21 protein-coding genes are annotated in these 24,659 nt (G+C 68.8%); 17 read left to right on the top strand and 4 right to left on the bottom strand.

Annotated elements, in window-relative coordinates; all coding sequences use genetic code 11:
* Positions 1-117 precede the first annotated feature (117 nt).
* From KA383_00935 to KA383_00925, 3 genes are read left to right on the top strand one after another with little or no spacing between them, the layout of a single operon-like run.
* Positions 118-507, top strand: a complete 390-nt coding sequence (locus tag KA383_00935) for a GntR family transcriptional regulator (GenBank protein ID MBP7744665.1) — start codon at positions 118-120, stop codon at positions 505-507.
* Positions 504-1,418, top strand: a complete 915-nt coding sequence (locus KA383_00930) for an ABC transporter ATP-binding protein (protein MBP7744664.1) — start codon at positions 504-506, stop codon at positions 1,416-1,418. The genes KA383_00935 and KA383_00930 overlap by 4 nt, the downstream gene beginning before the upstream one ends.
* The gene (locus KA383_00925) at positions 1,415-2,098 is read left to right on the top strand and encodes an ABC transporter permease (GenBank protein MBP7744663.1); all 684 of its coding nucleotides are present in this window, start codon (positions 1,415-1,417) and stop codon (positions 2,096-2,098) included. The genes KA383_00930 and KA383_00925 overlap by 4 nt, the downstream gene beginning before the upstream one ends.
* A gap of 28 nt (positions 2,099-2,126) precedes the next feature.
* On the opposite strand, the gene KA383_00920 is transcribed toward KA383_00925, so the two are convergent.
* Complete coding sequence (locus tag KA383_00920; protein ID MBP7744662.1) at positions 2,127-3,263, bottom strand: SDR family oxidoreductase; 1,137 nt, start codon at positions 3,261-3,263, stop codon at positions 2,127-2,129.
* Between the two features lie 165 nt (positions 3,264-3,428).
* A complete protein-coding gene (locus KA383_00915; protein ID MBP7744661.1) occupies positions 3,429-3,749 on the bottom strand; it encodes a co-chaperone GroES in 321 nt (106 codons plus the stop codon).
* A gap of 120 nt (positions 3,750-3,869) precedes the next feature.
* Between KA383_00915 and larB the strand changes: the two genes are divergently transcribed.
* The 3 genes from larB (at position 3,870) to KA383_00900 (ending at position 6,942) form a co-directional block, all read left to right on the top strand.
* Complete coding sequence (gene larB, locus KA383_00910; protein MBP7744660.1) at positions 3,870-4,670, top strand: nickel pincer cofactor biosynthesis protein LarB; 801 nt, start codon at positions 3,870-3,872, stop codon at positions 4,668-4,670.
* A complete protein-coding gene (locus KA383_00905; protein MBP7744659.1) occupies positions 4,651-5,571 on the top strand; it encodes an NAD(P)H-hydrate dehydratase in 921 nt (306 codons plus the stop codon). Before larB ends, KA383_00905 begins: the two co-directional genes overlap by 20 nt.
* A 273-nt stretch (positions 5,572-5,844) precedes the next feature.
* Positions 5,845-6,942, top strand: a complete 1,098-nt coding sequence (locus KA383_00900) for a glycosyltransferase (protein MBP7744658.1) — start codon at positions 5,845-5,847, stop codon at positions 6,940-6,942.
* On the opposite strand, the gene arfB is transcribed toward KA383_00900, so the two are convergent.
* Positions 6,939-7,526, bottom strand: coding sequence for an aminoacyl-tRNA hydrolase (gene arfB, locus KA383_00895; GenBank protein MBP7744657.1), 588 nt, complete (start codon positions 7,524-7,526; stop codon positions 6,939-6,941). The two genes, KA383_00900 and arfB, sit on opposite strands and share 4 nt — an antisense overlap.
* 117 nt (positions 7,527-7,643) lie before the next feature.
* The gene (locus KA383_00890) at positions 7,644-8,372 is read right to left on the bottom strand and encodes a CAP domain-containing protein (protein MBP7744656.1); all 729 of its coding nucleotides are present in this window, start codon (positions 8,370-8,372) and stop codon (positions 7,644-7,646) included.
* Positions 8,373-8,512: 140 nt separating this feature from the next.
* Here KA383_00890 and KA383_00885 point away from each other — a divergent pair, with 140 nt between their 5' ends.
* From KA383_00885 to KA383_00835, 11 genes are all read left to right on the top strand, one after another.
* On the top strand, positions 8,513-11,572 hold the full coding sequence (locus KA383_00885) for a PKD domain-containing protein (protein MBP7744655.1): 3,060 nt from the start codon (positions 8,513-8,515) through the stop codon (positions 11,570-11,572).
* 218 nt (positions 11,573-11,790) lie between these two features.
* Positions 11,791-12,795, top strand: coding sequence for a LacI family DNA-binding transcriptional regulator (locus KA383_00880; GenBank protein ID MBP7744654.1), 1,005 nt, complete (start codon positions 11,791-11,793; stop codon positions 12,793-12,795).
* Between the two features lie 288 nt (positions 12,796-13,083).
* Positions 13,084-13,413 (top strand): ribosome-associated translation inhibitor RaiA, encoded by a 330-nt coding sequence (gene raiA, locus KA383_00875; protein MBP7744653.1) that lies wholly within the window; start codon positions 13,084-13,086, stop codon positions 13,411-13,413.
* A gap of 31 nt (positions 13,414-13,444) precedes the next feature.
* Entirely contained in the window at positions 13,445-13,924 is a 480-nt protein-coding gene (locus tag KA383_00870; protein ID MBP7744652.1) for a PTS sugar transporter subunit IIA, read from the top strand.
* A 48-nt stretch (positions 13,925-13,972) separates the two neighbouring features.
* On the top strand, positions 13,973-14,242 hold the full coding sequence (locus tag KA383_00865) for an HPr family phosphocarrier protein (protein MBP7744651.1): 270 nt from the start codon (positions 13,973-13,975) through the stop codon (positions 14,240-14,242).
* Between the two features lie 66 nt (positions 14,243-14,308).
* On the top strand, positions 14,309-16,051 hold the full coding sequence (gene ptsP / locus KA383_00860) for a phosphoenolpyruvate--protein phosphotransferase (protein MBP7744650.1): 1,743 nt from the start codon (positions 14,309-14,311) through the stop codon (positions 16,049-16,051).
* Positions 16,051-16,872, top strand: a complete 822-nt coding sequence (locus KA383_00855) for a TIGR03936 family radical SAM-associated protein (GenBank protein ID MBP7744649.1) — start codon at positions 16,051-16,053, stop codon at positions 16,870-16,872. Before ptsP ends, KA383_00855 begins: the two co-directional genes overlap by 1 nt.
* 1,012 nt (positions 16,873-17,884) lie before the next feature.
* Positions 17,885-19,399, top strand: a complete 1,515-nt coding sequence (locus tag KA383_00850) for an Rne/Rng family ribonuclease (GenBank protein MBP7744648.1) — start codon at positions 17,885-17,887, stop codon at positions 19,397-19,399.
* 11 nt (positions 19,400-19,410) lie between these two features.
* The gene (locus KA383_00845) at positions 19,411-20,388 is read left to right on the top strand and encodes a serine acetyltransferase (GenBank protein MBP7744647.1); all 978 of its coding nucleotides are present in this window, start codon (positions 19,411-19,413) and stop codon (positions 20,386-20,388) included.
* A gap of 288 nt (positions 20,389-20,676) precedes the next feature.
* Entirely contained in the window at positions 20,677-21,843 is a 1,167-nt protein-coding gene (locus KA383_00840; protein MBP7744646.1) for a hypothetical protein, read from the top strand.
* Positions 21,844-22,025: 182 nt separating this feature from the next.
* A complete protein-coding gene (locus KA383_00835; GenBank protein MBP7744645.1) occupies positions 22,026-24,650 on the top strand; it encodes a cation:proton antiporter in 2,625 nt (874 codons plus the stop codon).
* Positions 24,651-24,659: the final 9 nt, after the last annotated feature.

Raw genomic sequence — 24,659 nt, 5'->3', positions numbered from 1 at the left:
TAGGTTCAATCCACCGGTTCGCGGTCGTGTTTATCGTGGTGGAGGGCTTGTCCGGGCGGGAAGTCGTGCGTATACTGCATTAGTGAGGTAGTGCACTACTTCACATGGAGCCTGACCTTGAGCGTCGATCCCCACAGTCCCGTTCCGATTTACCAGCAGATCGCAGGGTACATCCGGCGGGCGGTCGCGGCTGGCGTGTTTCGGCCGGGCGAGGCGATTCCCTCGCTCCGCGTGCTTGCGCAGGAATTGATCGTGAATCCCAACACCGTCCAACGGGCGTACGACGAACTGGAGCGCGAGGGGTTGATCGAGGCGCGGAAGGGGCTGGGCATGTTCGTCGCGCAGGACGGGCTGGCTTCAGCCCAGAGCCAGTCGCAGGCCGCGGTGCTGGCGGGCTTCGTCCAGACGCTCCGGGCCGCGCGGAGCGCCAAGCTCCCGCCAGAGCAGGTGCGCGCGCTGTTCGAGCGCGCCTGGGGCCAGGTGTCGGAAGTGAGGAATGACCCATGAACGCAGAACCGGCCGCAGTGGCCGCCATTGAAACGATGGGTCTCACGCGGCGTTTTGGCCGCACGCTCGCCGTGGACAATTTGAATCTCACGGTTCGGGCGGGCAGCGTGTTCGGATTCATCGGCCCGAACGGGGCGGGCAAGAGCACGACCATCCGCATGCTCATCGGGGTTCTGTCGCCGACCGCCGGCCGGGCGCGGCTGCTCGGCCAGGACGTGGGCCCGCGGGCCGAGGGGCTCAAGCACCGTGTGGGTTACGTGCCCGAGCTGCACTTCATGTATCGCTGGATGCGCGTGTCCGAGGTGATCGCCTTCTGCCGGACGTTCTACCCGACGTGGAACGACCAGTTCTGCGGCGAACTGCTGGACATCTTCGAGCTGGACCCGCGCCGACGGATCAAGCAGCTCTCGAAGGGGATGGTGGCGAAACTGGCGCTGCTGCTCGCGGTCGCGCACGAGCCCGAGCTCTTGATCCTCGATGAGCCCACGTCCGGACTGGACCCCCTCATGCGCGAGGAATTTCTCGACGGCGTGCTGCGGACGATCTGTGCACGCCAGAGAACGGTGTTGTTCTCCAGTCACACATTGAGTGACGTGCAGCGGCTGGCGGACGAGGTGGGGATCATCTGTAACGGGCGACTGCTCGCGCATTGCCCGACGGACGAATTACTCACGGGCACGAAGCGTATCCGGGCGGTGCTGCGCGATGGCTGTCGTCCGGGCGCGCCGCCGGCCGGGACGATCTGGCAGCGCGTGGCGAACCGCGAGTGGCTGCTGACGGTGCGCGGCTTCACGCCGGCGTTGGTTGACGCGCTCCGCGCCGACGCCGCCGTGGCGAGTGTCGAGGTCGTCGACGTGGGGCTCGAGGACGTGTTCAAGGACATGGTGCGCGGTCAGAAGGTGCCGGCATGAAAGCGCTACTCTGGAAAGATTTGCGGGCGAATCGCCTGTTGCTGCTCATCGGCGCTGTGCTGCTGGTAATGCCGTTCGCGGTCGCGGGCGGGTACGATCTGCACCGCTGGCTGCGCATCGGCGAGCTGCTGCCACTCCCCGGCGTCGTTTGCCAGGAACTCGCCTTCTTCAGCCTGGTCGCATCCCTGCTGACCGTCGTGGCCCTGGCCGGCAACGCCATCGCCAGCGAGCGCGTTGATCGCTCGGCCGAGTTCCTGGCGTACCTGCCGCCGACGCGCCGCCAGATTCTGGCGAGCAAGTTCAGCGTCGCGTTCGGTGCCTGCGCCGCGGTCTGGTTGATCAACTTGGCTTTGATCTACGTCGTGGCGCCCTGGCTGCCGAGCGTGCCCTGGGCGTTTCGCGCTGGGAAAGTGTCAGAGCTGCCCATCATTGCGGCGATTGCGGTATTGCTGTTTGGGGCGGCGTGGCTGGGGTCGGCGCTGCTCGACAGCTCGGCCTTCGCGACCGCGATCGGCCTGCTCGCGCCGATGCTCCTGGGCGCGGTCCTGTTCTGCATCAGCTGGAGCCGCGAGCCGGCGCCGTTTGACGCGGCCTGGTGGTTCAACCGCCTGGCCCCGGTCCTGGGGATTGCGTGCTTCGCGCTGGGAACGTGGTATTTTCTGCGACGCGTGGAGCCTTGAGTTGGTTACGGCGGCCGGGAGACGCGCGTCAGCCGCGGGCCGCGCGCACTGCGCGGCGCGGGCCATGATGATGCGCGGCCATCAGGTGCAGTAGCTCGCCGAGGTAGGCCGTCAGCGGCGGCAGCGGGGGAAAATCGGCACCCAGCTCGTCGCGCAGCCGCGAATTGTCGTACAGCACGTTCATGTTCAGGAACGGCAGGTAGTTTCGCAGCGCGGCAAAGATCCGGCGCTGCTCGGGCAGGTGGATGTACTGGCGGTGCACCTCGCGCGTCCACTGTGACGGAGCGATCAGCCGCAGCGGCGTGCTCCGCTCATAATAGGTGTCGAGGACCCGCGCCAACTGGCCGTAGTTGTCCGCGTTCGCGTTGCCGGCCGAGATATGGTAGCAGTCGTACCGCAGCCGCGGCCGTTGCAGCAGGCGGATGATACTGTCCACCACGAACTGCACCGGCACCGTGTCGGCTCGGGCGGCGGGGTTGACCGGCACCGCGTCCAGTTCGTTCAGCGCGGGGACGAAACCCAGGATGGCTTTCGCGAAGGCCGCATCGGGCACGCCGGCGCTGAGCACGATCGACGGCCGGGTGAGCAGCACGGGCAGGCCGCTGGTGCGCACCAGCTCCTCAGCCACCGCCTTCGAGCGCGTGTACTCGTTGTGGTGCGCGCTGTCCGGCCGGCAACTGTCTTCTTCCGAGATGCACGCGTTGGCGATGACGCCGCTCACGTACGCCGTGCTCAGGCAGACCAGCAACGGGTGGCGCTGGCAGGAGCGCGTGAATTCAATCAGGTTTTGCGCGCCGGCGATGTTGGTGCGCTGGCAGTCCGCGGCGCGGATGAACGACGTCTCGGCCGCGCTGTGGATAATGATGTCGGCCTCGCGGCGCACTTCGTCATAGTCCGCGTCGCTGAGCCCGAGCCGCGGGACGCTGACGTCGCCGGCCACCGCGCGCATGCGCACAGCCACGCCGGGCGGCGGGCCACTCGAACGCCGCAGCCGGTGGGCCAGCCGATGCTCAGGCGAGGCATCCTGGCGCACGCGCACCAGGGCCCAGACTTTGCCGATCGGCTCCGTGACCAAGGTCCGCACCAGCTCGCCACCGATCAGCCCGGTAGCGCCGGTCACGAAGACGTTCGATTTCTCCGTCAGCACGCGGCGTGCCCTCAACAACCAGATGACCTGGCGCCATAGCGGCCAGTTGTTGCCAGATCATAACACGCGCCGCACACGGCGCATATGCCTCCCCATTCGCAACCGGGTATTCTAGCCGTGGGGTGGTCACCCCGCCCGGGGGGACGGGAAAAAACTCCGCGACCCGGAACGCGTGCCAGGCGCTCACTTTCCGCGGCGAAAAACCGCCACGATGTCCTCGACCGGCACCACGAACAGCCGATTGTCGCCTTCGAAATCCACCGGGATCGCGTTCTTGGGGTTGAACAGCACCTTGTCGTATTGCGCCAGCGGGTAATCCTCGTCGCGCCCGATTTGGGCCGATACCGCTACAACGCGACCGGTGATGGTCGGGATCTCGATGTTGCCCGGGAGCTGAATGCCGCCCTTGGTCGTCTTCTTGTCCTCGTCCTTGCGGATCAAGACCCGCTTGCCGAGTGGCTCGACCGTTTCGATCTGCGGCTTGCTGTTGGCGGCCTGGTTCATACTGCTCCTCTCGTCGTCGATCGCCAGCAAACGTATACTACGGTGCCCGCCGGTCCGAAGCGAGTTGCGGCGGCGCATGACGGATGGCTGGATCCGACCAGCCGGGCTGGAGGCCCGCCCCTGAGCCCACAGGTGTTGCGAGAGCTGCTCGAGGATTTGGCCGCCGGGCGCACGACGGCGGCCGCGGTGCTGCGCCGGCTGGAGACCCTGCCGTTCGAATCGCTGGGCTTTGCCTGCGTCGACCACCACCGCGCGCTGCGCTGCGGCTTCCCCGAAGTCATCTTCGGTCAGGGCAAGACGCCCGAGCAGGTGGAGACCATCTTCGCGAAGCTGGCGGCGATGGGCGGCAACGTGCTGGCGACGCGCGTCAGTCCGCAAGCTGCCCAGCCCGTTTGCGAGCGGTTCTCCGCCGCGGTCTACAACACGTTGTCCCGCACGCTCGCGCTGCGCCAGCAACACGGCGCGCCCGGACCGGGCCGCATCGCCATCGTCTGCGCCGGCAGCAGCGATCTGCCCGTCGCGGAGGAGGCCCGCATCACCGCCGAGATGATGGACCAGCCGACGCAGACGCTGTACGACGTGGGGGTGGCCGGTCTGCATCGTCTGCTGGCGCGCTCGGCGGAACTGCGCGCGGCGACGGTCGTCGTGGTCGTCGCCGGCATGGAGGGCGCGCTGCCGAGCGTGGTCGGTGGCCTCGTCCAGGCGCCCGTCATCGCCGTGCCGACCAGCGTCGGCTATGGCGCCAGCTTTCACGGGCTCGCGGCCCTGCTGACGATGCTGAACAGCTGCGCGGCGGGCGTGTCCGTCGTGAACATCGACAACGGATTTGGCGCCGGCTACCAGGCCGCGCTGATCAATCGCCTGGCGGCCGCGCCACGCCCTCCGGAGGCCCCAACCGCGCATGACGACGCCGAAGCCTGAAGTCCCCGCGCCCACCACCGCGCTGCCACGGCGCGCACCGCGCCCGCCGGACCTGCACAAGGGGCAAGCCGGGCACGTAGCCATTTTCGCCGGCAGCCGCGGACTCAGCGGCGCCGCTGTCCTCAGCGGGCTGGGAGCGCTGCGCGGCGGGGCTGGGCTGGTCCGCGTATACTGCGCGGCGTCGGTGCAGCCCATTGTGGCGGTGGCCGAGCCGTGCCTCATGACGGTCCCGCTGCCCGAAGATGCGGACGGCCGGATCGCGCTCGATCCGGCCAAGGTCGAACTGAATCTCGACTGGGCGCACGTGCTGGCAATCGGTCCGGGACTGGGGCAGAGCGACGCGGTGGCTGCACTGGTCGCGGCGCTGCTCGTATCGTTCGCCGGACCCGTGGTGGTGGATGCCGACGGGCTGAACAACATTGCGGCGCGGGGGGCTGCCGTCTGGCAGCCGCGTGCCGCGCGTGCCACCGTCATCACGCCGCACCCGGGAGAGATGGCGCGGCTGCGGGTCGGGCTGGGGCTGCCGCAATGTCGTGGCGCGGATGACAACACGCGTCTGGCGGCGGCGCACGAGTGCGCGGTGCGGGCGGGGGTCACCGTTGTCCTGAAGGGTCACCGGACGGTGGTCAGCACGCCCGACGCCACGTACGTGAATGCAACGGGCAATCCCGGGATGGCCAGCGGTGGCATGGGCGACGTGCTCACCGGCCTGCTCGCCGCCCTGCTCGCCCAAGGGCTGGATGCGTTCGCCGCGGCCCGGCTGGGCGTGTATTGCCACGGGCTGGCGGCGGACCGCTGCGCGCGGGACATCGCGCCGGTGGGTTACCTGGCGCGCGAGGTTGCTGACGCTCTGCCGGCGGCACTGGCCGACGCGTGCCGCCCGCAGATTGGGTTCCGCTGAGCCGGTCTCGGCCGTCGATCGCGCTTACGTGATGTTGACGTGCAGACCGCTGAAGAAGTCGGACAGGAAGCTGAAAATTCCGGTCAGCAACTCGCTCAGAAACCCGAACAGGGATGACATGAAGTCGCTGAAACTGCCGTTCAGATCGAGCATGCACCACCTCCTCGCGTGGCCCAGCGCCACGCGCCGCACCGTTCTCTCCTGGAAATGGTATTCGCGGCGTCAAGCCTGCCAAGAGGCCGGCGGCGGCGCGCGCCACAGGGGGCCGGCCTGATGCGCGTGGCGTTGCTGGTGACCGACCTCGAGCGCGGCGGCACGCCGCTGCGCCTGGTGCGGCTGGCGCGCGGGTTGTCGGCCGCGGGGGTCGAGGTGCACGCCGGTTGCCTTGCCCCGCGCGGGCCGCTCAGCAGCGAGCTGACAGCGGCCGGGCTGGCGACGTTTGCCTGCGACGCGGAAGATGCGCGTGACTTCCTGGCGCTCAAGCGTCTGTCGCAGCACATGCGCCGCGTGCAACCCGACCTGATTCACGCGACGCTGCTGCACGCCAACGTCGCGGCGCGCATCGTCGGCGGCGTGCAGCACATCCCGGTCGTCGGCGCCACCGCGACGATCGAGGTCGAGCGCCCCTGGCACCGGGCGCTGGAACGCGCCACCGCCGGCCTCGACCGCGCGCACATCGTCAACAGTCACGCCGTCGCGGAACATGTGATCCGCGTGTTCGGCGTGCCGCGGCGACGCGTGCACATTGTGCCGCCGTCGCTGGACCCATGGCCGCGGCGCGTGGAGCGGGCCGCGGCGCGCGCGGCACTGGGCATCCCGGCGCACGAGTTCGTGGTCGCGTGGGTGGGCCGGCTCGACCCGGTGAAGCGCTTGGGTCTGATCGTCTCCTGTGCCGAGATCATGACGACCGTGCCCGTGCGGTTCCTGCTGGCGGGGGAGGGCCCGGAGCGCGCAAACCTGGAGCGGTCGCTGCGCTTGAGCAGCGCGGCGCGCGTCGTACATTTGCTCGGCTGGCAGGCGGACATCGGGGCGGTCCTGTCGGCGGCCGACGCCTTCCTGTGCCCCTCGCGCACGGAGGGCATGCCCAACGCCGTGCTCGAAGCGCTGGCCTGTGGCGTGCCGGTGGTGGCCAGCGACATCCCGGCGCTGCGGGAACTCGCGGGTGCGCATGGGCACATCGTGCTCGTGCGGGGCAGCGCGGCGCAGGATTACGTGGCGGCCCTGCTGAAGCTGCGGGCGGATGAGCCGGCGCGGCGCGCGCTGGGGCAGAGTGCGGCCGACTGGGCCCGCGCGCACCTCGATCCGCAGGCCACGGTGCAGGCCGTGCTCAAGGTCTATCAGGGCGTCCTCCGACACACGCCCGCGCGCTAATCGTCGCCGGGGCCGGGCGCGCGGCGCTGCCGCTTGGTTTCGCCGCGGCGTTTCTTGGTGGTGACGCGGCGCTGCTGGGCGCCGCGGCTGGGGCGGGTCGGGACGCGCGGCGGCGCCACATGCAGGGCCTGGGCAAGCAGCTCCCGCAAGCGTGTCTCGGCCAGCGCGCGATTGGCGGACTGGGTGCGCTGCTGTTGAGCGACGACCCGCAGGCGGCCATCGCGGGTCAGGCGCGCGGCACAGCGCTGCGCGATGCGCGCCCGCTGCGCCTGCGAGAGCAGTGGGCAAGCGCGAAAATCAAAACACAGCGTGGCGCGCGTGCTGACCTTGTTCACGTGCTGGCCCCCGGGGCCGCGCGCGGGGTCGAAGCGCACCTCCAGCCACGGCGTCAGATCGGCATGTTGCAGCGACCGCACCGGCAGGTCTCCGTGCGATAGCGCGGGCGACGCCCGGCTAGCACAGAGCAAGATACGCGGCCACGAAGTAGACCGCGATGCGGATTCTCTGGGGTGTCCAAATGAAGAACATCTCTTCCGCCTCCTCGGGCTGCGGGCGACACGCGGGAGCGTGGGGTCCGCACTCATTCATAGGGGGGGCGGCGGCGAGCGATCAACTGGTTCCGCGCCGAGTCGCGGCGAAGGGGTGGAACACGCGGGATTATGCCACCCGGGTGCATGATGACACGAGGTGTCCGATAATCGCTAGTCGTCGTGATCGCACTCAGGATCGTGGTAGGGCTCGCCGGCGTAGGGATCCGCGGTGAACGGGCGACCGAATTCCTGCACCCAGTAGATGCCGTAGTCGCCGCCGGCCCGCACGCCCACCCCGAGCTCGGTGAACGCCGGATTGAGAATGTTCTCTCGATGACACGGGCTGGCCAACCAGTCGGCAACGGCCTGGGCGGGCGAGGGCTGCCCGGCGGCGAGATTCTCCCCGATGATCCAGTAATCGTACCCGAACTCGGCGGCCCGATCGGTGAGTGTCGACCCGGTCGTGTCGTTCTCGTGGCCGAAGAAGTCGTAGTGGATCATTTCGCACGCATACTGCGTGGCTTGGGCCTCGAGCGTGCTGCTGAGGGTGACGGCATTCAGGCCCTGCCGAACGCGCTCCTGATTGACCAGCCGCAGGACCTCCGATCGCCAGAACGCGCCCTCGGCGGGCTCCGTGCAGCCGGGAAACTCGACCGACAGGGCATCCGGCGTGCTCGTTGCGGAGCCGGTGTCACCCCCGACAACCACGGTGGACGACCCGGTCCCGGCGTCGCCGGAGCCCCCGGTCCCGGTGGGTGTCAGCCCGGTGCCGGTAGTGGAGCCCCGGCCCGGACGCGTGGGCTCCGTATCGGACTCTTCCTCTGGCTGCCGCGGGCAGCCGCCCATCAGCAGCGCCCAGCTCGCGACGCCGAGCAGGCACAGGCACAAACGGTAACGCACGGGCAATCTCCACTCCGGCCGACCTGAAACGGGCGGTCATCTCCATTATACCCGCCCGGGCGGGCTCTTGATACGACTCCTTGAGGGCCCCATACTACGAACGAACAGGCAGTGAATTGTGATTTGCAGAGGAGTTCCGCATGCGACGGCCGCGCTCAATTACTCTATTCGGGCTGGCAGCTCCCTTGCTCCTGATGCAGACAACCCCGTCCGGGTGCTTGAGCGATGGGACGGGTGGCGGTGGATCTCCGCTTTTCAACCTGCCGCCGACGGCGGTGTTGACGAGCGACGTGCAACGGGGCGTGGCGCCCCTGAAGGTCTACTTTAGCTCGTCGGGCAGTTCCGACGACGGCGTCATCGTCCGCCGGGAGTGGGACTTCGGCGACGGCGTCGGCACCAGCCAGGAGATCTCCCCGACCTACACCTTCCAGAGCAACGGGATCTTCACGGTGCGGTTGACGCTCACGGATGATCGCGGGGCGACATCATCCACGACGATCGTGATCAGCGTGACCGAACGGCCGATCGCCATCATCGCGGTGGACCGGACGACGGCCGAGACGGCCCCGGCGACGTTTGAGTTCGACGGTTCGGCCTCGTTCGACCCCGATGCGGCCGAGGGGGAGACGCTGCTCTATCGTTGGGACTTCGGCGACGGCTCGCGGGAACTGCTGGCCTCGGTGTCGCACACCTTCGCGACCGCGGGCACCTATCGTGTGCGATTGACCGTGACGGACGCCGTGGGCGTGACCGGCAGCGCCGACAAAATCATCGAAGTCGGCATCCCGCGCCCGACGATCAGCTTCCGCGCGCCGCCGGCGGACATCGCCAACCTCGTGTGTTCGCCGAGCGCGCTGCTCTGGGTGCATGCAGCCTACTCGGTCACCCCGGGCGTGCCGTACACGCTGCGCGCCGGGCTGGATGGCGACCGGGACGCCTGCTCCGCGCAGGTTGTGCTGTACACCGCCGATTCGCGGGCTGAGCTGGCGAGCCTCGTCGACCCGACCACGGACCCGGAGGCGGAGCAGGGCGCCGTGCGGGCCGCGGTCTACGCACCCGTCGCCGGCAGCACCCGCGCGCTGGTGGGCGGCGATGACGGCGTGGTGCGGCTGTATGACACGATCAGCGGCGTGCTGTTGCGGCGCTATGGCGGGACCGGCGCGGGTGTGCGTTCGCTGGCTTTCGCGCCCGACGCGGCCACGTTCGCGGTGGGGTACAGCGATGGGACGCTGGTGCTCCGCGAGACGAACTCGAACGACGTGATCCGCCCATTTGTCGGGCATGTGGGGGCGGTGAACGCGGTGGCGTTCTCGGCGGACGGCACGCAGATGCTCGCCGGCGACGACAGCGGCAGCGCGATCCTCTGGAACGCGGCCGATGCCACGCAGGCGCTGCAACTGGACCACGCCGGATCGCCGGTGACGTCGGTCGCGTTCTCGCCGGTGGACCCGCAGCGGGTGCTCACCGGCAGCGCGGACGCGACGGCGCGGCTGTGGAGCACGGTGAATGGCAATCAGCTGCAGGAATTCGCCCCGGTGTTCAGCAACGGGGTGCTGATCTCCGGGCACAGTGACGCCGTCACTTCCGTGGCGTTCGCGCCTGCGGGCACGGTGATCGCGACGGGTAGTGCCGACAAGAAGGTGAAGCTGTGGGACGTGGCGCTGGGCAGCGAGACCGCCACGCTCAGCGGCCACACGGACGCGGTCCGGGCGGTGGCGTTCGCGCCCGACGGCAAGGCGTTGCTCAGCGGCAGCGACGATCGCACGGCCCTGATCTGGGACCTGGCAACGGGCGAGGCGGCGCCGGCTTTGAAGCCCTGCGCGTCGCCGATCACCGCTGTCGCCTACGCCCCGGACGGCAGCACGCTGCTGCTGGGCGTGGCCGCGAAGAACGATTTTCCGCTTGATACCAACCCGCGCACCGGGAACGATCTCAATCTGACACTGCCGACCGGGCTGGATCTGCGGCGTGTGCCGACCGGGGCGGAAGGGCGGCTGTATTACCTGTGGGTCGAGATCGCCACCGACCGCACGACCCCCGTCCGCACCTATTCCCGCACGCGGGTCCACGTGATCCCGGAGTACACGAGCACGATCGGGCCGACTACGCCGGTAATCCCGCTGCGCAGCGTCACGGATGCGACGACGGGCGTGACGCAGGAGGTGGCCAGCGTGGTTGTGCCGGCGGGCTCGGACCGGCAGATCTTCGATCTGGGCGAGCTCGACGTCGGGGACCGCATCTACCTGACCCTCATGAGTGTGCCGGGATACCGCCGCACGTACGCCGCGGAGGGCTTGAACCCGCTGAGCGGTACCAACCCCGCCGGGCTGGACTACGGCTTCAGCGTGATGATCCTCGACACGCAGGAGAAGCTGTTCGCCTGGTACGAGTCCGGGCGGGTGCTGTTCACGAGCGACACGAAGCTGATCGTCGGGCACCTGAGCGGCAATTACTACTTCGTGCTGGACGGCAAGGGCGGCGCGGACACGCCCAGCGTTGACGTGCGCATTCAGCGCGCGTTCGCGGACAGCAGTGAGCCGCGGCAGCAATACGTCCACCTGAATTTCGCGGGCGCGAGCAACATCGCAGTGGCCGGCTCGAACGTGTTCACGATCCCGGCGTTCACGATCGAGGGGCGTAACGCGGCGTCGGTCAACACGGTGCGGACGGCGGTGATCGCCCGCGTGGCGGACCTGCTGGGCGATTACGGCTTCGTGGTCAGCGCGTCGCCACCGCCCAGCAATACCGATCCGCGGCTGACGATCTATTTCGATGTCAACGGCGCGTTGCTCGGCGCGGAGATCCCGGACCGCGACGGTGATCAGCAGATCACGACGGACGACCTCCAGTTCTGGGGTCTGCCCAATTACATTGATCCGCGGAACGCGACCCTGAGCGGGCACGCGGTCGTCGCGGTTGGTGACATGCTCGACGTGCCGGCCATCGCCGCGCTGGGCGACGGCCAGCTCGGGCTGGCGATCGGCAACGCGGCGGCGCATCAGATCGGTCTGATGTGCGGGCTGAACGAGACAATTCAGCCGCAAGGCGCCATCGACGACGTCATGACGGTGTCCGCGGATCAGGTCGCCGCCGCGGCCCTCCAGTTCACCGAGGCAGATCTGGCCCCGACGAGCGACATGGAACCGATTGGCACGCAGGACGCGCCGCAACTGCTCTCGGAGTTATTCGGCGTGAACTAGCTGGGAGCGGGCTGCCCCCCCCGACAGCGCCGCGTTGCCGCCAGGGCTGACGCCCGGGGCGCAAATTATGCGCTGCGCAGCGGGACGGAAACTGTGCGTTTCATGATTGATCCCCCCCTGCCCGGCGGTACAATAACCGTGTGCGGAAGCTCGTCATGTGAATGGGACTACGGTGAGGCTTCAGGTCCGCGCTGGAGCCGAACCGGGTGGGCAGGGCCATGAGCAAAATCACAATCGAAGATATTAGCAAGCACACTGGATTGTCGCGTGGGACCGTGTCCAGGGCGCTCAATGATCGTCCCGACATCAGCCAGCAGACCAAGGAACGGGTACTGGATGCGTGCCGCCAGCTCAACTATGTGCCGAGCCACGCGGCGCGCTCGCTCGCGACCGGCCGCCGCTACGCGGTCGCCGTGCTCGTGGACGACCTGCGCGCCGGGCTGGCCGGTGGTTTCCTGCGCGGCGTAATCGTCCGCGCCCGCAGCGAGCGCTACGCCGTGCACGTGTCCGAACTCGGCCACGAGCCCGAGAGCGCGCTCGAGCACCTGCGGACGCTGGTGAACGAGCGCGTGGACGGCGTGCTGATCGGCACGCCCCTGCGCGCGGATCTCGCGCAGCGGATCGGCGCCCAGATGAACGAGCGCCCGCTGGTTGCGGCGGGGCGTATTCCCGGAGCGGCATGCGACGTGGTGTCACCGGACTACATGGAGGTTGGCCGGCTGGTGGCCCGCCACATATTGCGGGGCGATTCGCGGCGCGTGCTCTACGTGGATCAGGCCGGTTCGCCGACGGCGGCGCTGCGCCGCGCCGGGTTCCAGGAGGTCTGCCGGGCGTCCGGGATCGAACCCGCGGCGCTCACCGTGGAGGTTCCGCCACGCGAGAGTGGGGCGACGAACCGACTGGACGCCGTCGCGAGTCGCCTGGGAGAAGTAACGGCGATCGCGGCGAGCGACGACTGCCTGGCGGTGGAGCTGATGATGCTCTGCGCCTCGCATGGGCGGATGGCGGGGCGTGACATCGCGGTCATCGGGCAGGGCAACGAGTCGTGCGGGGCCTGGATCACCCCGAGCCTGACCACCGTGGACTACGGCGCGGAGGAGATCGGGCAGCGGGCAATGGACATCGCGCTCCAGCGGGTGACGAAAGCCCGTCAGGACGCTCCGCAGGAGATTTTGGTCGCGCCCGCGCTGGTCGTCCGGGAGTCGACACGAAGCCTGACTTGACCTGGGTGAGGTGCGGGGATGTCTGTGGGCGGTTGCGGGGCAGGAAATCGGGCCGCGCGGGGGTCGCTTGACGCGTGCGCGGGGGATCGGATACATTCCGCAGCTGGTTGTGGAAAACTCGGAACGGCAGCGGCTTAGCGGTGCAGCCTGCGGCGCGGGTCGTGGTTCCCGGGCTGGAGGCGGATGGCCTATTGCCTGTCTGTCGAAACCGCTGGTCCGTCGGTGTGCGGGGCGGTTTGCGGCCCGTGCCGCGGCCAATGGGCCGCGAGCTTCACAGGAGAGGGCATCATGCAGGTAACCGTGAGCGGCCGGCACATGGGCGTGAGCGACGCCTTGAAGGCCTACTGCCTGGAGAAGGCGGAGCGTCTGCCGCGCTTCCTGGACCGCATTCAGGCGATCGAAGTCGTTGTGGACGGCAAGGACGGTACCCACACGGTGGAGATGATTGTCCGGTCGGCCGGCGCGCAGCCCTTCGTCGCGACGGAGCAACACGCGGATGCGTACGCGGCGGTCGACCTTCTGATCGATAAGATTGAGGAGCAACTGCGGCGTTACAAGGAGAAGCACCGTAACCGCAAGCACCCGCCGCGGGCGACGGCCGGTGAGTCGCCGGAGTAGGTATGGCCGCCCCCGACCGGAGATGAGAACGATGAAGTTGCTTGACCTGATCGACCGCAAATCGATCATCCCTGAGCTGGAGGCTTCGGACCGGAATGGCGTGATCCGCGAGTTGGTGGAAGTGCTGGCGAAAGCGAAGCTGCTGGAGGAGTCGGCGGTCGAGGGCATCGTGCGTTCGATCGTGACGCGGGAGCGGACGCGCGGGACGACGGGGTTCGGCAAGGGCGTGGCGGTGCCGCACGTGAAGGTCGAGGGGTTGCCGCGGATCGTGGCCTCGGTCGGGCGGAGCAGTCGGGGGATCGATTTCGGCTCGCTCGACGGTCAGCCGGTGTACAGTGTTTTTCTGATCGTCAGTCCGGCGGAGCAGCCGGAAGAGCATCTGCGGGCGATGGATTTGATTTTTCGGCACCTGCAGCAGGAGCAGTTCCGCAAGTTTCTGCGGCAGTCGGACGCGGTGGACAAGATTTACGACTTGCTGAACGAGGCCGATGAGAAGGCGCCCGTGGCGTAACTGGCAACGACTTGGAGCAGAAGGGCCCTGATACGGATGGGCGCGCGCGTGGCCGTCGAGCGAGAAACCGTCATCCCGAACAAGGAAGGCCTGCACTTCCGTCCCATCATGCAATTCGTGGACATTGCGCAGCGCTACCAGGCCGGAGTGACGGTGCACTGTGCCGACCGCGCGGCGGACGGGCGCAGCCCGATGGAGATGCTGATGCTGGTGGCCACGCAGGGCTCGAAGGTCCGCGTGGTCGCCGACGGTGCCGACGCGGAGCAGTTGCTCGATGAACTGATCCGGCTGGTCGAATCCGGATTTGGCGAAATGTAGCAGAGGACAACGGCATGACGCGGACGCGCTGCGGCGCGGCCGCCAACGCCGCGGAACCCGCGGCCCATGATCACAAAAAAGGGCATCAACGCCTCGCCCGGGGTGGCGATCGGTCCGGCGTTGGTACTGGACACGGAAGAGTACCGCATCCCGCACCGGACGATCGACCCCGCGCAACTGGCCGGGCAGATTCGCAACCTCGACGCCGCCCTGGAGGCTTCGCGTGAGGAGGTCAGCGAGTTGCGCATGGCGGCTGCGCGCAAACTCGGGGACAAGACCGCGGTCATCTTCACCTTTCATGAGCAGTTCATCGCCGACCCCAAGCTGCGCGAGAGCGTCGTCGAGCTGATCGAGAAACGCCATTACACGGCCGCGTACGCGTTCGGCCAGGTCATGAACGAGCGCCAGCGCCTGTTCCGCAACGTGGCCGACCCGTATCTGAAGGAGCGCGTCCGCGACCTGTTCGACATCGAGCGGCGCGTGCTGCGACACATCCTCGGGCGCACCCGCGAGGACATGACCCGCCTCAGCGAGCCGGTCATCATCGTGGCCAACGAGATCACGCCCTCGCAGGCCGTCTCCTTCGACCGCCGGCACATCCTCGCGTTCGCGATCAACGTCGGCGGGCCGGCGTCCCACACCGCGATCATCGCCCGCATGCTCGGCATCCCCGCGGTCGTGGCCCTGAGCGACATCACGACCGACGTCTCCGGCGGCGAGACCGTCGTCGTGGACGGCACGAACGGCATCGTCGTCGCCAACCCGGACGGCGAGACCGTCGAGCGCTACACCGTCCGGCAGCGCGAGTATCGCCGCTACGAGGACAAGCTGCGCCGCCTGCGCGACGAACCGAGCGTGACGCGTGACGGCGTGCCGATCCAGTTGCTCGCGAACATCGAGATGCCCGAAGAGGCGCACGAGGCGATGGCCAATGGGGCCGAGGGCATCGGGCTGTACCGGACCGAGCTGCTCTTCTTGTCGACCCCGCGCGTCCCGACCGAAGAGCAGCAGTACGAAGCGTTCTGCGAGGTGCTGCGGGCCGTGGACGGCAAGCCGGTCGTGATCCGCACGATCGACCTCGGCGCCGACAAGATGGCCCCGACGCTCGCGACGCAGCACGAGCACAATCCCGTGCTTGGCCTGCGCTCGCTGCGCTACTGCCTGCTGCACCTGGACCTGTTCAAGACGCACCTGCGGGCCATCCTGCGCGCCTCGGTCGTGGGCGACGCCCGCATCATGTTCCCGATGATCACCACCGTCATGGAGCTGCGGCAGGCGAAGGCCACGCTGGCCGACGTGATGGAGGACCTGGACGAAGAGGGCATCCCGTACCGCCGCGACCTGCCGATCGGCATGATGGTCGAGACGCCCGCCGCGGCCCTGCTGGCGTCCGCGTTCGTGCGCGAGGCGGCGTTTTTGAGCTTGGGCACCAACGACCTGACGCAGTACACGCTGGCGGTGGACCGCGGCAACGAGCGCGTCGCGCACCTGTTCTCCTCGCACAACCCTGCCGTGCTGAAGCTCATTCACCAGGTGGTGCGCGCCACCCGCGGGCGCAAGGTGCAGGTGAACATCTGCGGCGAGATGGCTGGCTCGCCCATCTACTGTCAACTTCTGCTCGGGCTGGGCCTGCGGCGGCTGTCGATGGCGCCCAAGGACATCGCCGCCATCAAGCGCGTCGTCCGCGCCACGACCATCGAGCGCTGCCAGATGATTGCCCGCAAGGTGAGCCGGTTCGACTCGGACCGGCAGGTGCTGAATTTCCTGCGTGACGAGACCCGTGCCATCGATCCGGAGGACGAATTCTGATGGTCGCGCAATCCTCGGCCACGACTGGCGCAGCGGCCGCCCCATGCGGCGCGGGCCGGCTGCGCGCGGCGCTGGAGTTCGCCCTGGCCGGCGATTTGCGCTTCCTCGCGCACCACGACGAGCTGCGCCTGCTGACGCGGGCCCTGGTGCGGGCAGGCTGGCCGCTGGCGTACTCGCAGGGCTTCAACCCGCGCCCGCGCCTCGTGCTGCCGCTGCCGCGCAACTTGGGCATCGCGGCCGAGCGGCAACTGGCGCTCGTCGAGTTGTCCGCGCTGCGCCCGCCGGCCGAGCTGTTCACCAGCCTGACGCGGCAGTTGCCGACCAGCTGCCGACTGCTGCGGGTCGTGGCGCCGGTCGCGGCCGGCATGCCCGTCGCCACGCAGGTCGCCTTCGAGGTCGACCTGGATCCGGCGGACGCGGAGCCGCTGGCGCCGCGCATTGCGGCGCTGCTGGCCCGTCCGATCGTGACGGTCGCCCGCGACTACGGCCCGGGCAAGCCGACGCGGCCCGTCGACATTCGACCTTACATCAACAAGCTCGAATCCGAGGGCGGCCGGTTGCGAATGGAGCTGCGCTGTGCAGCGCAGCGCACCGCGCGGCCCGCGGAGGTCATCACGGAATTGGGACTCGCCGCCGCAACCTACAACCATCGGTTCCGGCGTGCCGCGGTCCTCTGGAGCATGGAGCTGGCGGGGCCGGCATTTGGCCCCGCGGCCAACGAAAGGACTGGATTTGACTACGAAGAAGACCCCTCGCAAGAAGACCGCCGGCGCGTCCAAGACGGCCGGCCCGAAGCGCAAGACCAAGCGCGCCAGCCGTAAGCCCTCGGGCGAAACTGAGCCTGTGACGGATGTCACCACGCCCCCGACCGAGACACTGACGGCCGGCCCCGAGCAGCCGGCGGAAGCGACCGCCGCCCGGCCGCCCCGCGGCCGCGCGGCGGGCCGCGGCGGGCGCAGGACCAAAGCGCCCCGCAAAGACGCAGGTGCCGCTGCCGTCATCGCGGAAGCCTCCGCGCCGGCCCACACCGTCGAGCCGCTTTCCCCGCAGGCCGAGGTGGAGCAGACCGGCGAAGCGATCGTGATTCGCTTTCCGCCCGTTGCGCCGCCGCCGTTCGTGATCCCTGCGGCGCCGCCGGCGCCGACCGCCCGGGCGCCGAAGCCAGCGCCCGCGCCCAAGCCGGCTCCGGCGCCGGCGGTCGCGGAGCCCAGGCCCGTCGAGCCGAAGGAAACGGTCCCGCCCGTGTCTGCGCCGCCTCCGGTCCGCACGCGACCGGAGCCGATGGCTGTGCCCGGCACCGCGGAGGACGCGGGCCTGACGCGGAGCCAGCGGCGCCGCCGTCGGCGGAAGCGGCGGCGGGTGCCAGGCGACGCTTCGCCTGCGGCCGAATCGAACGGCGCGGCCACGCTGGCCACCCCGCCGGCACGACCCGCGCCGCGCGCGGAGGCTGCCGCGCACGCGGAGCCCGAGACGCCGGCCGAGACGCACTACGATCCCGAGACGGCGTTTGAAGCTGCCGAGGAGAACCCGGCGCCCTGGCTTGAGGACGTCGCGGTCGTAGAGGCCGACATCGAGGAAGGTGAGCCCGGGGAACCTGAGATCGTTGAGCCCGAGCCGGAGGAGCGGGGCGCGGAGCCGGCGGGCGCAGCGCTGGCCGAGGCGCTCGCGCCTGAGACGTTGCCCGAGGCCGCCACGGAGGAGGCGGCGCGCGACAAGTCGCGGCGCCGCCGGCGGCGGGGTCGTCGTGGTGGGCGTGGCGAGAACGGCGAGGCCCGCGCGGCCGCGGCGCCGGCTGCTGCACCGGCAGTGCGGCCGGCCGCCGGCACGCGCGAGATGATCATCAACACGGTGCAGCGCGAGGAATGCCGCATCGCGATCCTGGAAGGCGGGCGCCTGGAGGAGATCTACCTCGAGCGGGCGGCGGCGGAGAACCACGTCGGCAACATCTACAAGGGCGTGGTGACGAACGTCGAGCCGAGCATCCAGGCGGCGTTCATCGATTTTGGCCAGGGCAAGAACGGCTTTTTGCACATTTCCGATCTGCACCCCCAGTATTTCCCCGACGGGGTCGGGCACACGGAAAACGTTGGGCGCAAGATGCCGCGGCGCAGCCGTCCGCCCATCCAGCGTTGCCTGCGGCGCGGGCAGGAAGTGCTCGTGCAGGTGACCAAGGAGGGCATTGGCACGAAAGGCCCGACGCTCTCGACCTACCTGAGCATTCCCGGCCGGTTCCTGGTGATGATGCCGGGCATGCGACGGCTGGGCGTATCGCGGCGCATCGAGGACGACGCCACGCGCGACAAGCTGCGCGACGCCCTCGGCGAACTGGAACTGCCGGAGGGCATGGGTTTCATCGCCCGCACCGCGGCCATGGACCGCAACAAGAAAGAGCTGCAAAACGATCTCGGCTACTTGACCCGGCTCTGGCGGGCCGTGGAAAAGCGCATCGAAAGCGAGCCGGCGCCGGCCGAGCTGTACCGCGAATCCGACCTGGTGATCCGCACGATCCGCGACGTGTTCACCAATGACATCGAGCGAATCGTGGTGGATGACGAGGAAGTGCTGGCGCGGGCGCGCGAATTCCTCTCGATCTTCAGCCCGCGTTCGCAGGACATCATCACGCTCTACACCGACCCGGAGCCGATCTTCCACAAGCACAAGATCGAGGCCGAGCTGGAGCGGCTCCACTCGCGGCACGTGCCGCTCAAGTCCGGCGGCTCGCTGGTGATCGACCAGACCGAGGCGCTCGTCGCCATCGACGTGAACAGCGGCCGGTTCCGCACCGAGGATGACGCGGAGACCACCGCGTACAAGATCAACATCGAGGCGGCCGACGAGATCCCGCGCCAACTGCGGCTGCGCGACCTGGGTGGCGTCGTGGTCTGTGACTTCATCGACATGCGGATGGAGTCGCACCGCCGCGACATCGAGCGGCGGCTGATCGAGAACCTGAAGCAGCACAAGGAGCGGGCCAAGGTCCTGCGCACCAGCGCGTTCGGCCTGATCGAAATGACGCGCCAGCGGCAGCGGGCCAGCCTGACCCGCAGCGTCTACCGCGACTGCCGCCACTGCCGCGGCACCGGCCTGGTGAAGACGGTCGAATCGGTCACGCTGGACGTCATGCGGCTGATCCAGTTGGCGGTGACGCGCGAGCAGATCCGCATGGTCGAGATCTCGGTCTCGCCCGAGGTGGCGTACCTGCTGCAGAACCGCAAGCGGGCGCTGATCAACGAGCTGGAGACGAAGCACCGGCGGATCGTCTCGATTCGGCCCGACCCGAATTTCAGCCTGGACCAGGTCGAGATCAGTTGCACCGACGCCCGTGGCCGCGTCGTGCCGCACATGTAAGGAGCGGAGTGATGGACTCGCGACGCCTGGGCGAAGCCCTGCCGCGGCTGGTGGCGCGCATCGTGAAGAGCTACGTCTCCGATGCCCGCACGCAGCACATCGACCGGGAGTATCTCCCGGCGCGCGAAGTCATCATCACCATCTGCGATTTGCTGCTGGAGCTGACCTACCCCGGGTACATCGGCCGCAAGGGCCTGACGCAGCACAACATCAGCTTCCACGTCGGTGAGCTGCTCCCACGCCTCTGGGAGCATCTCACCGACCAGATCACGCAGTGTCTCTGCCACGAGCAGGAGTGTTGCGGTCCGCGGCGGCCCGAGGACCGCCCGGCCTGCCGCGAGCGCGCCGCCGAGCTCGCCAGCCGCTTCATGGAGCGCATCCCCGACGTGCGGGCCATGCTCGCCGACGACGTCCAGGCCGCCTACGACGGCGACCCCGCCGCCAGCGGCACCGCCGAGGTCATCCTCGCCTACCCCGCGATCCTGGCGATCACCATCTTCCGCTACGCCCACGAGCTCTACGAGATGGGCGTTCCGCTCATGCCGCGCATCATGACCGAGCACGCCCACTACCTCACAGGCATCGATATCCACCCCGGCGCCCGCATCGGCCGGTCGTTCTTCATCGATCACGGCACCGGCGTGGTCATCGGCGAGACGACCGACATCGGCGCGCATGTGAAGCTCTACCAAGGCGTCACGCTCGGCGCTCTCTCGTTCCCCAAGGACGAGCGCGGCCGGCTGATCCGCGGCTACAAGCGCCACCCGACGGTCGGCCACCACGTCACCATCTACGCCAACGCGATCGTGCTCGGTGGCGAGACGCACCTCGGCGACGGCAGCATCATCGGCGGCTCCGTCTTCCTGACGCGCAGCGTCGAGCCCGGCCACCAGGTCTCGATCACGCCGCCGGTGCTGAAAGTCCGCCCGCCGCAGCCGCAGCCCGGCAGCACCGAGGTGAAGCCCGAGGCGATGAACGATCAGCCGTAGGCGCCCCCCCGCCGACTTCTTGGGGGCAATGCGACACCTGAATTGCCTGATTGGTGTATACTGGGGGCGGTGTTTGCGGCTCCCGCGGTGCACGCCGGCCTGGAGGAACCGGCGCCGGGCTCCCGGGGCGGCGGTTCGGGGCATTTTACACGCGAATCGATTGCTGATCGTCCGCGCGGGGAACGCAGACGGAGAACAGTGCCGTGTGCCGGATTGCACCGTCGGGTGCCGGCGCGCGGCCGGAACTGAAACGCGCTGCCTGACGGCGTGCGCACAAGGGGACAGGTCATGGACTATATCAACCGGGGTATCGCGGGGCGGACGGCGTGCGGTGTGGACAGTCGGATCACGACGAAACTGGGCGGGTGGGGACGTGTGCGTCTCGCGCTGGCGGCGCTGTTGGTCGTATTGCCCCCAGCGGCGGCGCAGAACGGCGAGATCGTGGCGTGGGGCAGCAACGGATGGGGTCAATGCAATGTTCCCGCGCCCAATGCGGAATTCGTCGCGATCTCCGCGTTCTGGTGCGTGAGCATGGGGCTGCGGGCGGATGGCACACTCGCGATGTGGGGGTCCAACGCGAGTGGCCAATGCGACGTCCCGGCGCCCAATGCCGACTTCATCGGGGGCGCGGTGGGTGGGTCGCACTGCCTCGCGGTGAAGAGCGACGGCACGGTCGTGGCGTGGGGCTACAACGCCAATGGCCAGTGCAACGTTCCCGCACCGAACGCGGATTTCGTGGCGGTCGCCGCGGGAACGAACCACAGCCTGGGACTCAAGTCCGATGGCTCGATCGTGGCCTGGGGGGCGAATCACGCTGGCCAGTGCAACGTCCCGGGGCCCAACAACTACGTCGCCATCGCCGGAGGCTACGCGCACAGTCTCGGCCTCCGGGCGGACGGGACGATTGCAGCGTGGGGCTCGAACAACTACGGCGAAACCACCGTGCCCGCGCCCAACGCCGACTTCGTGGCCATTGCGGCGTGCTGGCGGCACAGCCTCGGGCTGCGGGCTGACGGTTCGATTGCGGCTTTCGGCAGCAACAACTACGGCCAGGGCAATGTGCCGCCACCCAATGACGACTTCATCGCCATCGCGGCCGGTGCCGAGTTCAGTCTGGGCGTGAAAGCCGACGGCTCGGTCGTGGAGTGGGGCTACAACGCGCAGGGCCAGTGCAACCCGCCGGCGCCGAACACCAACTTCGTGGCCGTCGCCGGGGGCGAGCTGCACAGCTTGGCCCTGAAACACCCGGCGGTCGTCATCGGCGACCTGAACTGCGACGGGGCCGTGAACTTCGGCGACATCAACGCGTTCGTCTTATACCTGTCGAATTTCCCGGCCTGGCAGACCGTGTACCGCTGGTGTCCGGCGGAAAACGGCGACATCAATGAGGATGGCACCTATCCATCCTTCGGCGACATCAATCCGTTCGTGACGCTGCTGACGACGACGCCGTAGCCAACGCTTCGCCGTCAGAGTTGCAGGCGGCGCGGCCATTGTGCGCGGAACGCACCCGGACTGCGCCACGGACGCGGCATGGGCGGCCTGTCGACCGGGCTCACTTCCCACGAGATTTCCGCCCGCCGCGGTAGCCTGCCCGGACGCCGGTCGCATATTCTGCCGTCATGCAGGATCTTCCGTTGATCACGACCGTCGCGGTGGCGTTCAGCGCGGCTTGGTTGTTTGGCCTGCTTACGCAACGTCTGAGACTGTCGCCGATCGTCGGCTACCTGCTGGCGGGGATCCTGATCGGGCCGTCCCTGCCCGGCTTCGTGAGTGATCAGCAGATCGCGCACCAGCTTGGGGAAGTGGGTGTCATTCTGCTCATGTTCGGCGTCGGCCTCCATTTCCGCGTGAAGGACCTGCTGGCGATGAAGGCCATCGCCGTGCCCGGTGCGCTGGGGCGCAGCAGCGTGGTCGCGCTGCTGAGCATCGTCGTGTTTGCGGCTTTCGGCGTGCCACTAAAGTCCGGAGTGGTCATCGGCCTGGCGCTGTCGGTTGGCAGCACCGTGGTGATGATGCGCGTGCTGATGGACGCGCAGGTGCTTGACTCGCCCCAGGGCCACGTGGCCGCCGGCTGGTCGCTGGTTGAGGACGTCTTCACGGTCGTCGTACTGGTCATGATCCCGCTGTTCGCCGCGGGCGCGGATGCTTTGGCCGCGGGACCGTGGACCGCGCTGGCCCTGGCGCTGCTGAAACTCGCCGCACTGGTCGCGCTCGTGTTGCTCGGCGGCTCGCGCGCCATTCCGTGGGTGCTGGTGCAGGTGGCGCGCTTGCGCTCGCGTGAGCTGTTCACGCTGACTGTCCTCGTCTTCGCGATTGCGATTGCGGCCGGCGCGTACTATTTCTTTGGCGCTTCGATGGCGTTGGGGGCCTTCCTGGCTGGGATGGTCGTGGCCCAGTCGCCGGTCAGCCACCAGGCCGCTGCTGAGGCGCTGCCGCTGCGCGACGCCTTTGCCGTGCTCTTCTTCGTGTCGGTGGGCATGCTCTTCGAGCCGGCGGTCATCACGCGCGAGCCACACTTGATTGTCGTTGCGCTCGGGATCATCCTGATCGTGAAGCCGTTGGTGGCCATGGCGATCGTGGCGCTGCTCGGCCACTCGGTGCGCATGTCCCTGACCGTGGCGCTGGGCCTGGCGCAGATCGGCGAGTTCTCGTTCATTCTGGCGGGACTGGCGCGCGAGTATGAGCTCATCTTGGAGGAGACCCGTAGCGTCCTGGTGGCGGCCGCGATCATCTCGATCGCGCTGACCCCGCTTGTGTTCCGCGTGCTGGAGCCGCTGGAGGCCTGGCTGCGCCGCCGCCCGCGCCTGTGGGAACTGCTCAACGGCCGGGCCGAGCGCCGCTTGCGGTCGATGAACGCCGCCGCCCGGCAGACGATCGCCCAGCGCGGCGCCGCGGGCGACCGCGGGGCGATTGTTGTGGGCTACGGCCCGGTCGGGCGCTCCGTGGACCACCTGCTGCATGAAGCGGGCCTGCCGACCGTGGTCATCGATCTCAACATGGACACCGTGGCCGAGCTCACCGCGCAGGGCCGGACGGCGCTCTTCGGTGACGCGTCGCACGACGCCATCCTCGAGCAGGCCGGCGTACGCCACGCGTCGCACCTCGTGCTTACCCCGCCGCACTCCAGCGAGCGCGTCACCGTGGTCGCGCACGCCCGCCTCCTGAACCCCGACCTGCGGATCTTCGTCCGGGCGCATTACCTCGGCGAGCGAGCCTACCTCGAACAAGCCGGAGCCACGGCCGCCGTGTTCGAGGAAGGTGAAGCCGCCATCGCGCTGGCCCGGCTGGTGCTCGCCGACACGGGGGCGAGCCGCGAAACCGTCGAGCGGTCCGTGCGCGACCTGCGGCTGCGGCTGATCCTCGAGAATGTGTCGAACCTGGCCACCCAGGCCGTCCGCAGCATCATGGTGCCCTGGACGCGCGTCCACCGCTTGTCCAGGTCCGCCAGCCTCCAGGACGTGCTCCGCGAAGTCAGCCGCCGGCACTTCTCGCGCTGGCCGGTGGTGGATCCGGCGACGGACGTTCCGCTCGGCTATCTGCTCACGAAGGACCTGGTCGCGGAGGCGCTGACGGCGTCGGACTGGGCCGGACTCGTGCGGCCGCTCCACGCCGTCGCACCCGAAGCCAGCATCGAGTCCACGCTCCTCGAGCTGCAGCGCCAGAACGCCACCGTGTGCGTCGTGGTGGACGCCGGGCGACCCGTGGGGCTGATTACGATCGAGGACATCCTCGAGCAGGTCGTGGGACGGATGGAGGACGAGTACCCGCACCAGCCTAGCGTATGCCTGCGGGACGCCTGCGCGCACGGCGGCGTGGTGCTGGACCTGGCGGCGCGGACGGCGGAGCACGCCATCGCAGAACTCGCCGCGGCCATCGCGGCGAGCAAGCTGCCAGCGGGGGCCGACATCGCGGCGCTCGCGATCGCGCGGGAACACGAGGTCTCCACGGATGTTGGCTTCGGCGTCGCGCTGCCCCACGCGCGCTGCCCCAACTTGCGTGCCCCGCTTGTGGTGTTCGGCCGCTCCACGGAAGGGATCATCTTCAGCGCGCGCACATCAGCGCCCATTCAACTCGTCTTCCTGCTGGTCACGCCCGCGGAGCAGCCGGATCTGCAAGTCTTGCTGCTCGGCCGAATTGCCCGCGTGGCCAGCGACCCGGCCGTGCGCGCCCGGCTGGCGCAGGCCCAAACGGCCGTGGAAGTGATCGAGACCATCGCGGAGGCGGATTCAGCCGCGTCGTCGCCCACGCCAGCGGAGTGACCCGCCGGT

It is taken from the genome of Phycisphaerae bacterium, from assembly GCA_017999985.1.
Lineage (GTDB): Bacteria > Planctomycetota > Phycisphaerae > UBA1845 > Fen-1342 > JAGNKU01.
Note: the sequence above shows the minus strand (reverse complement) of the source record. Positions and strands in the feature narration are given on the sequence as shown.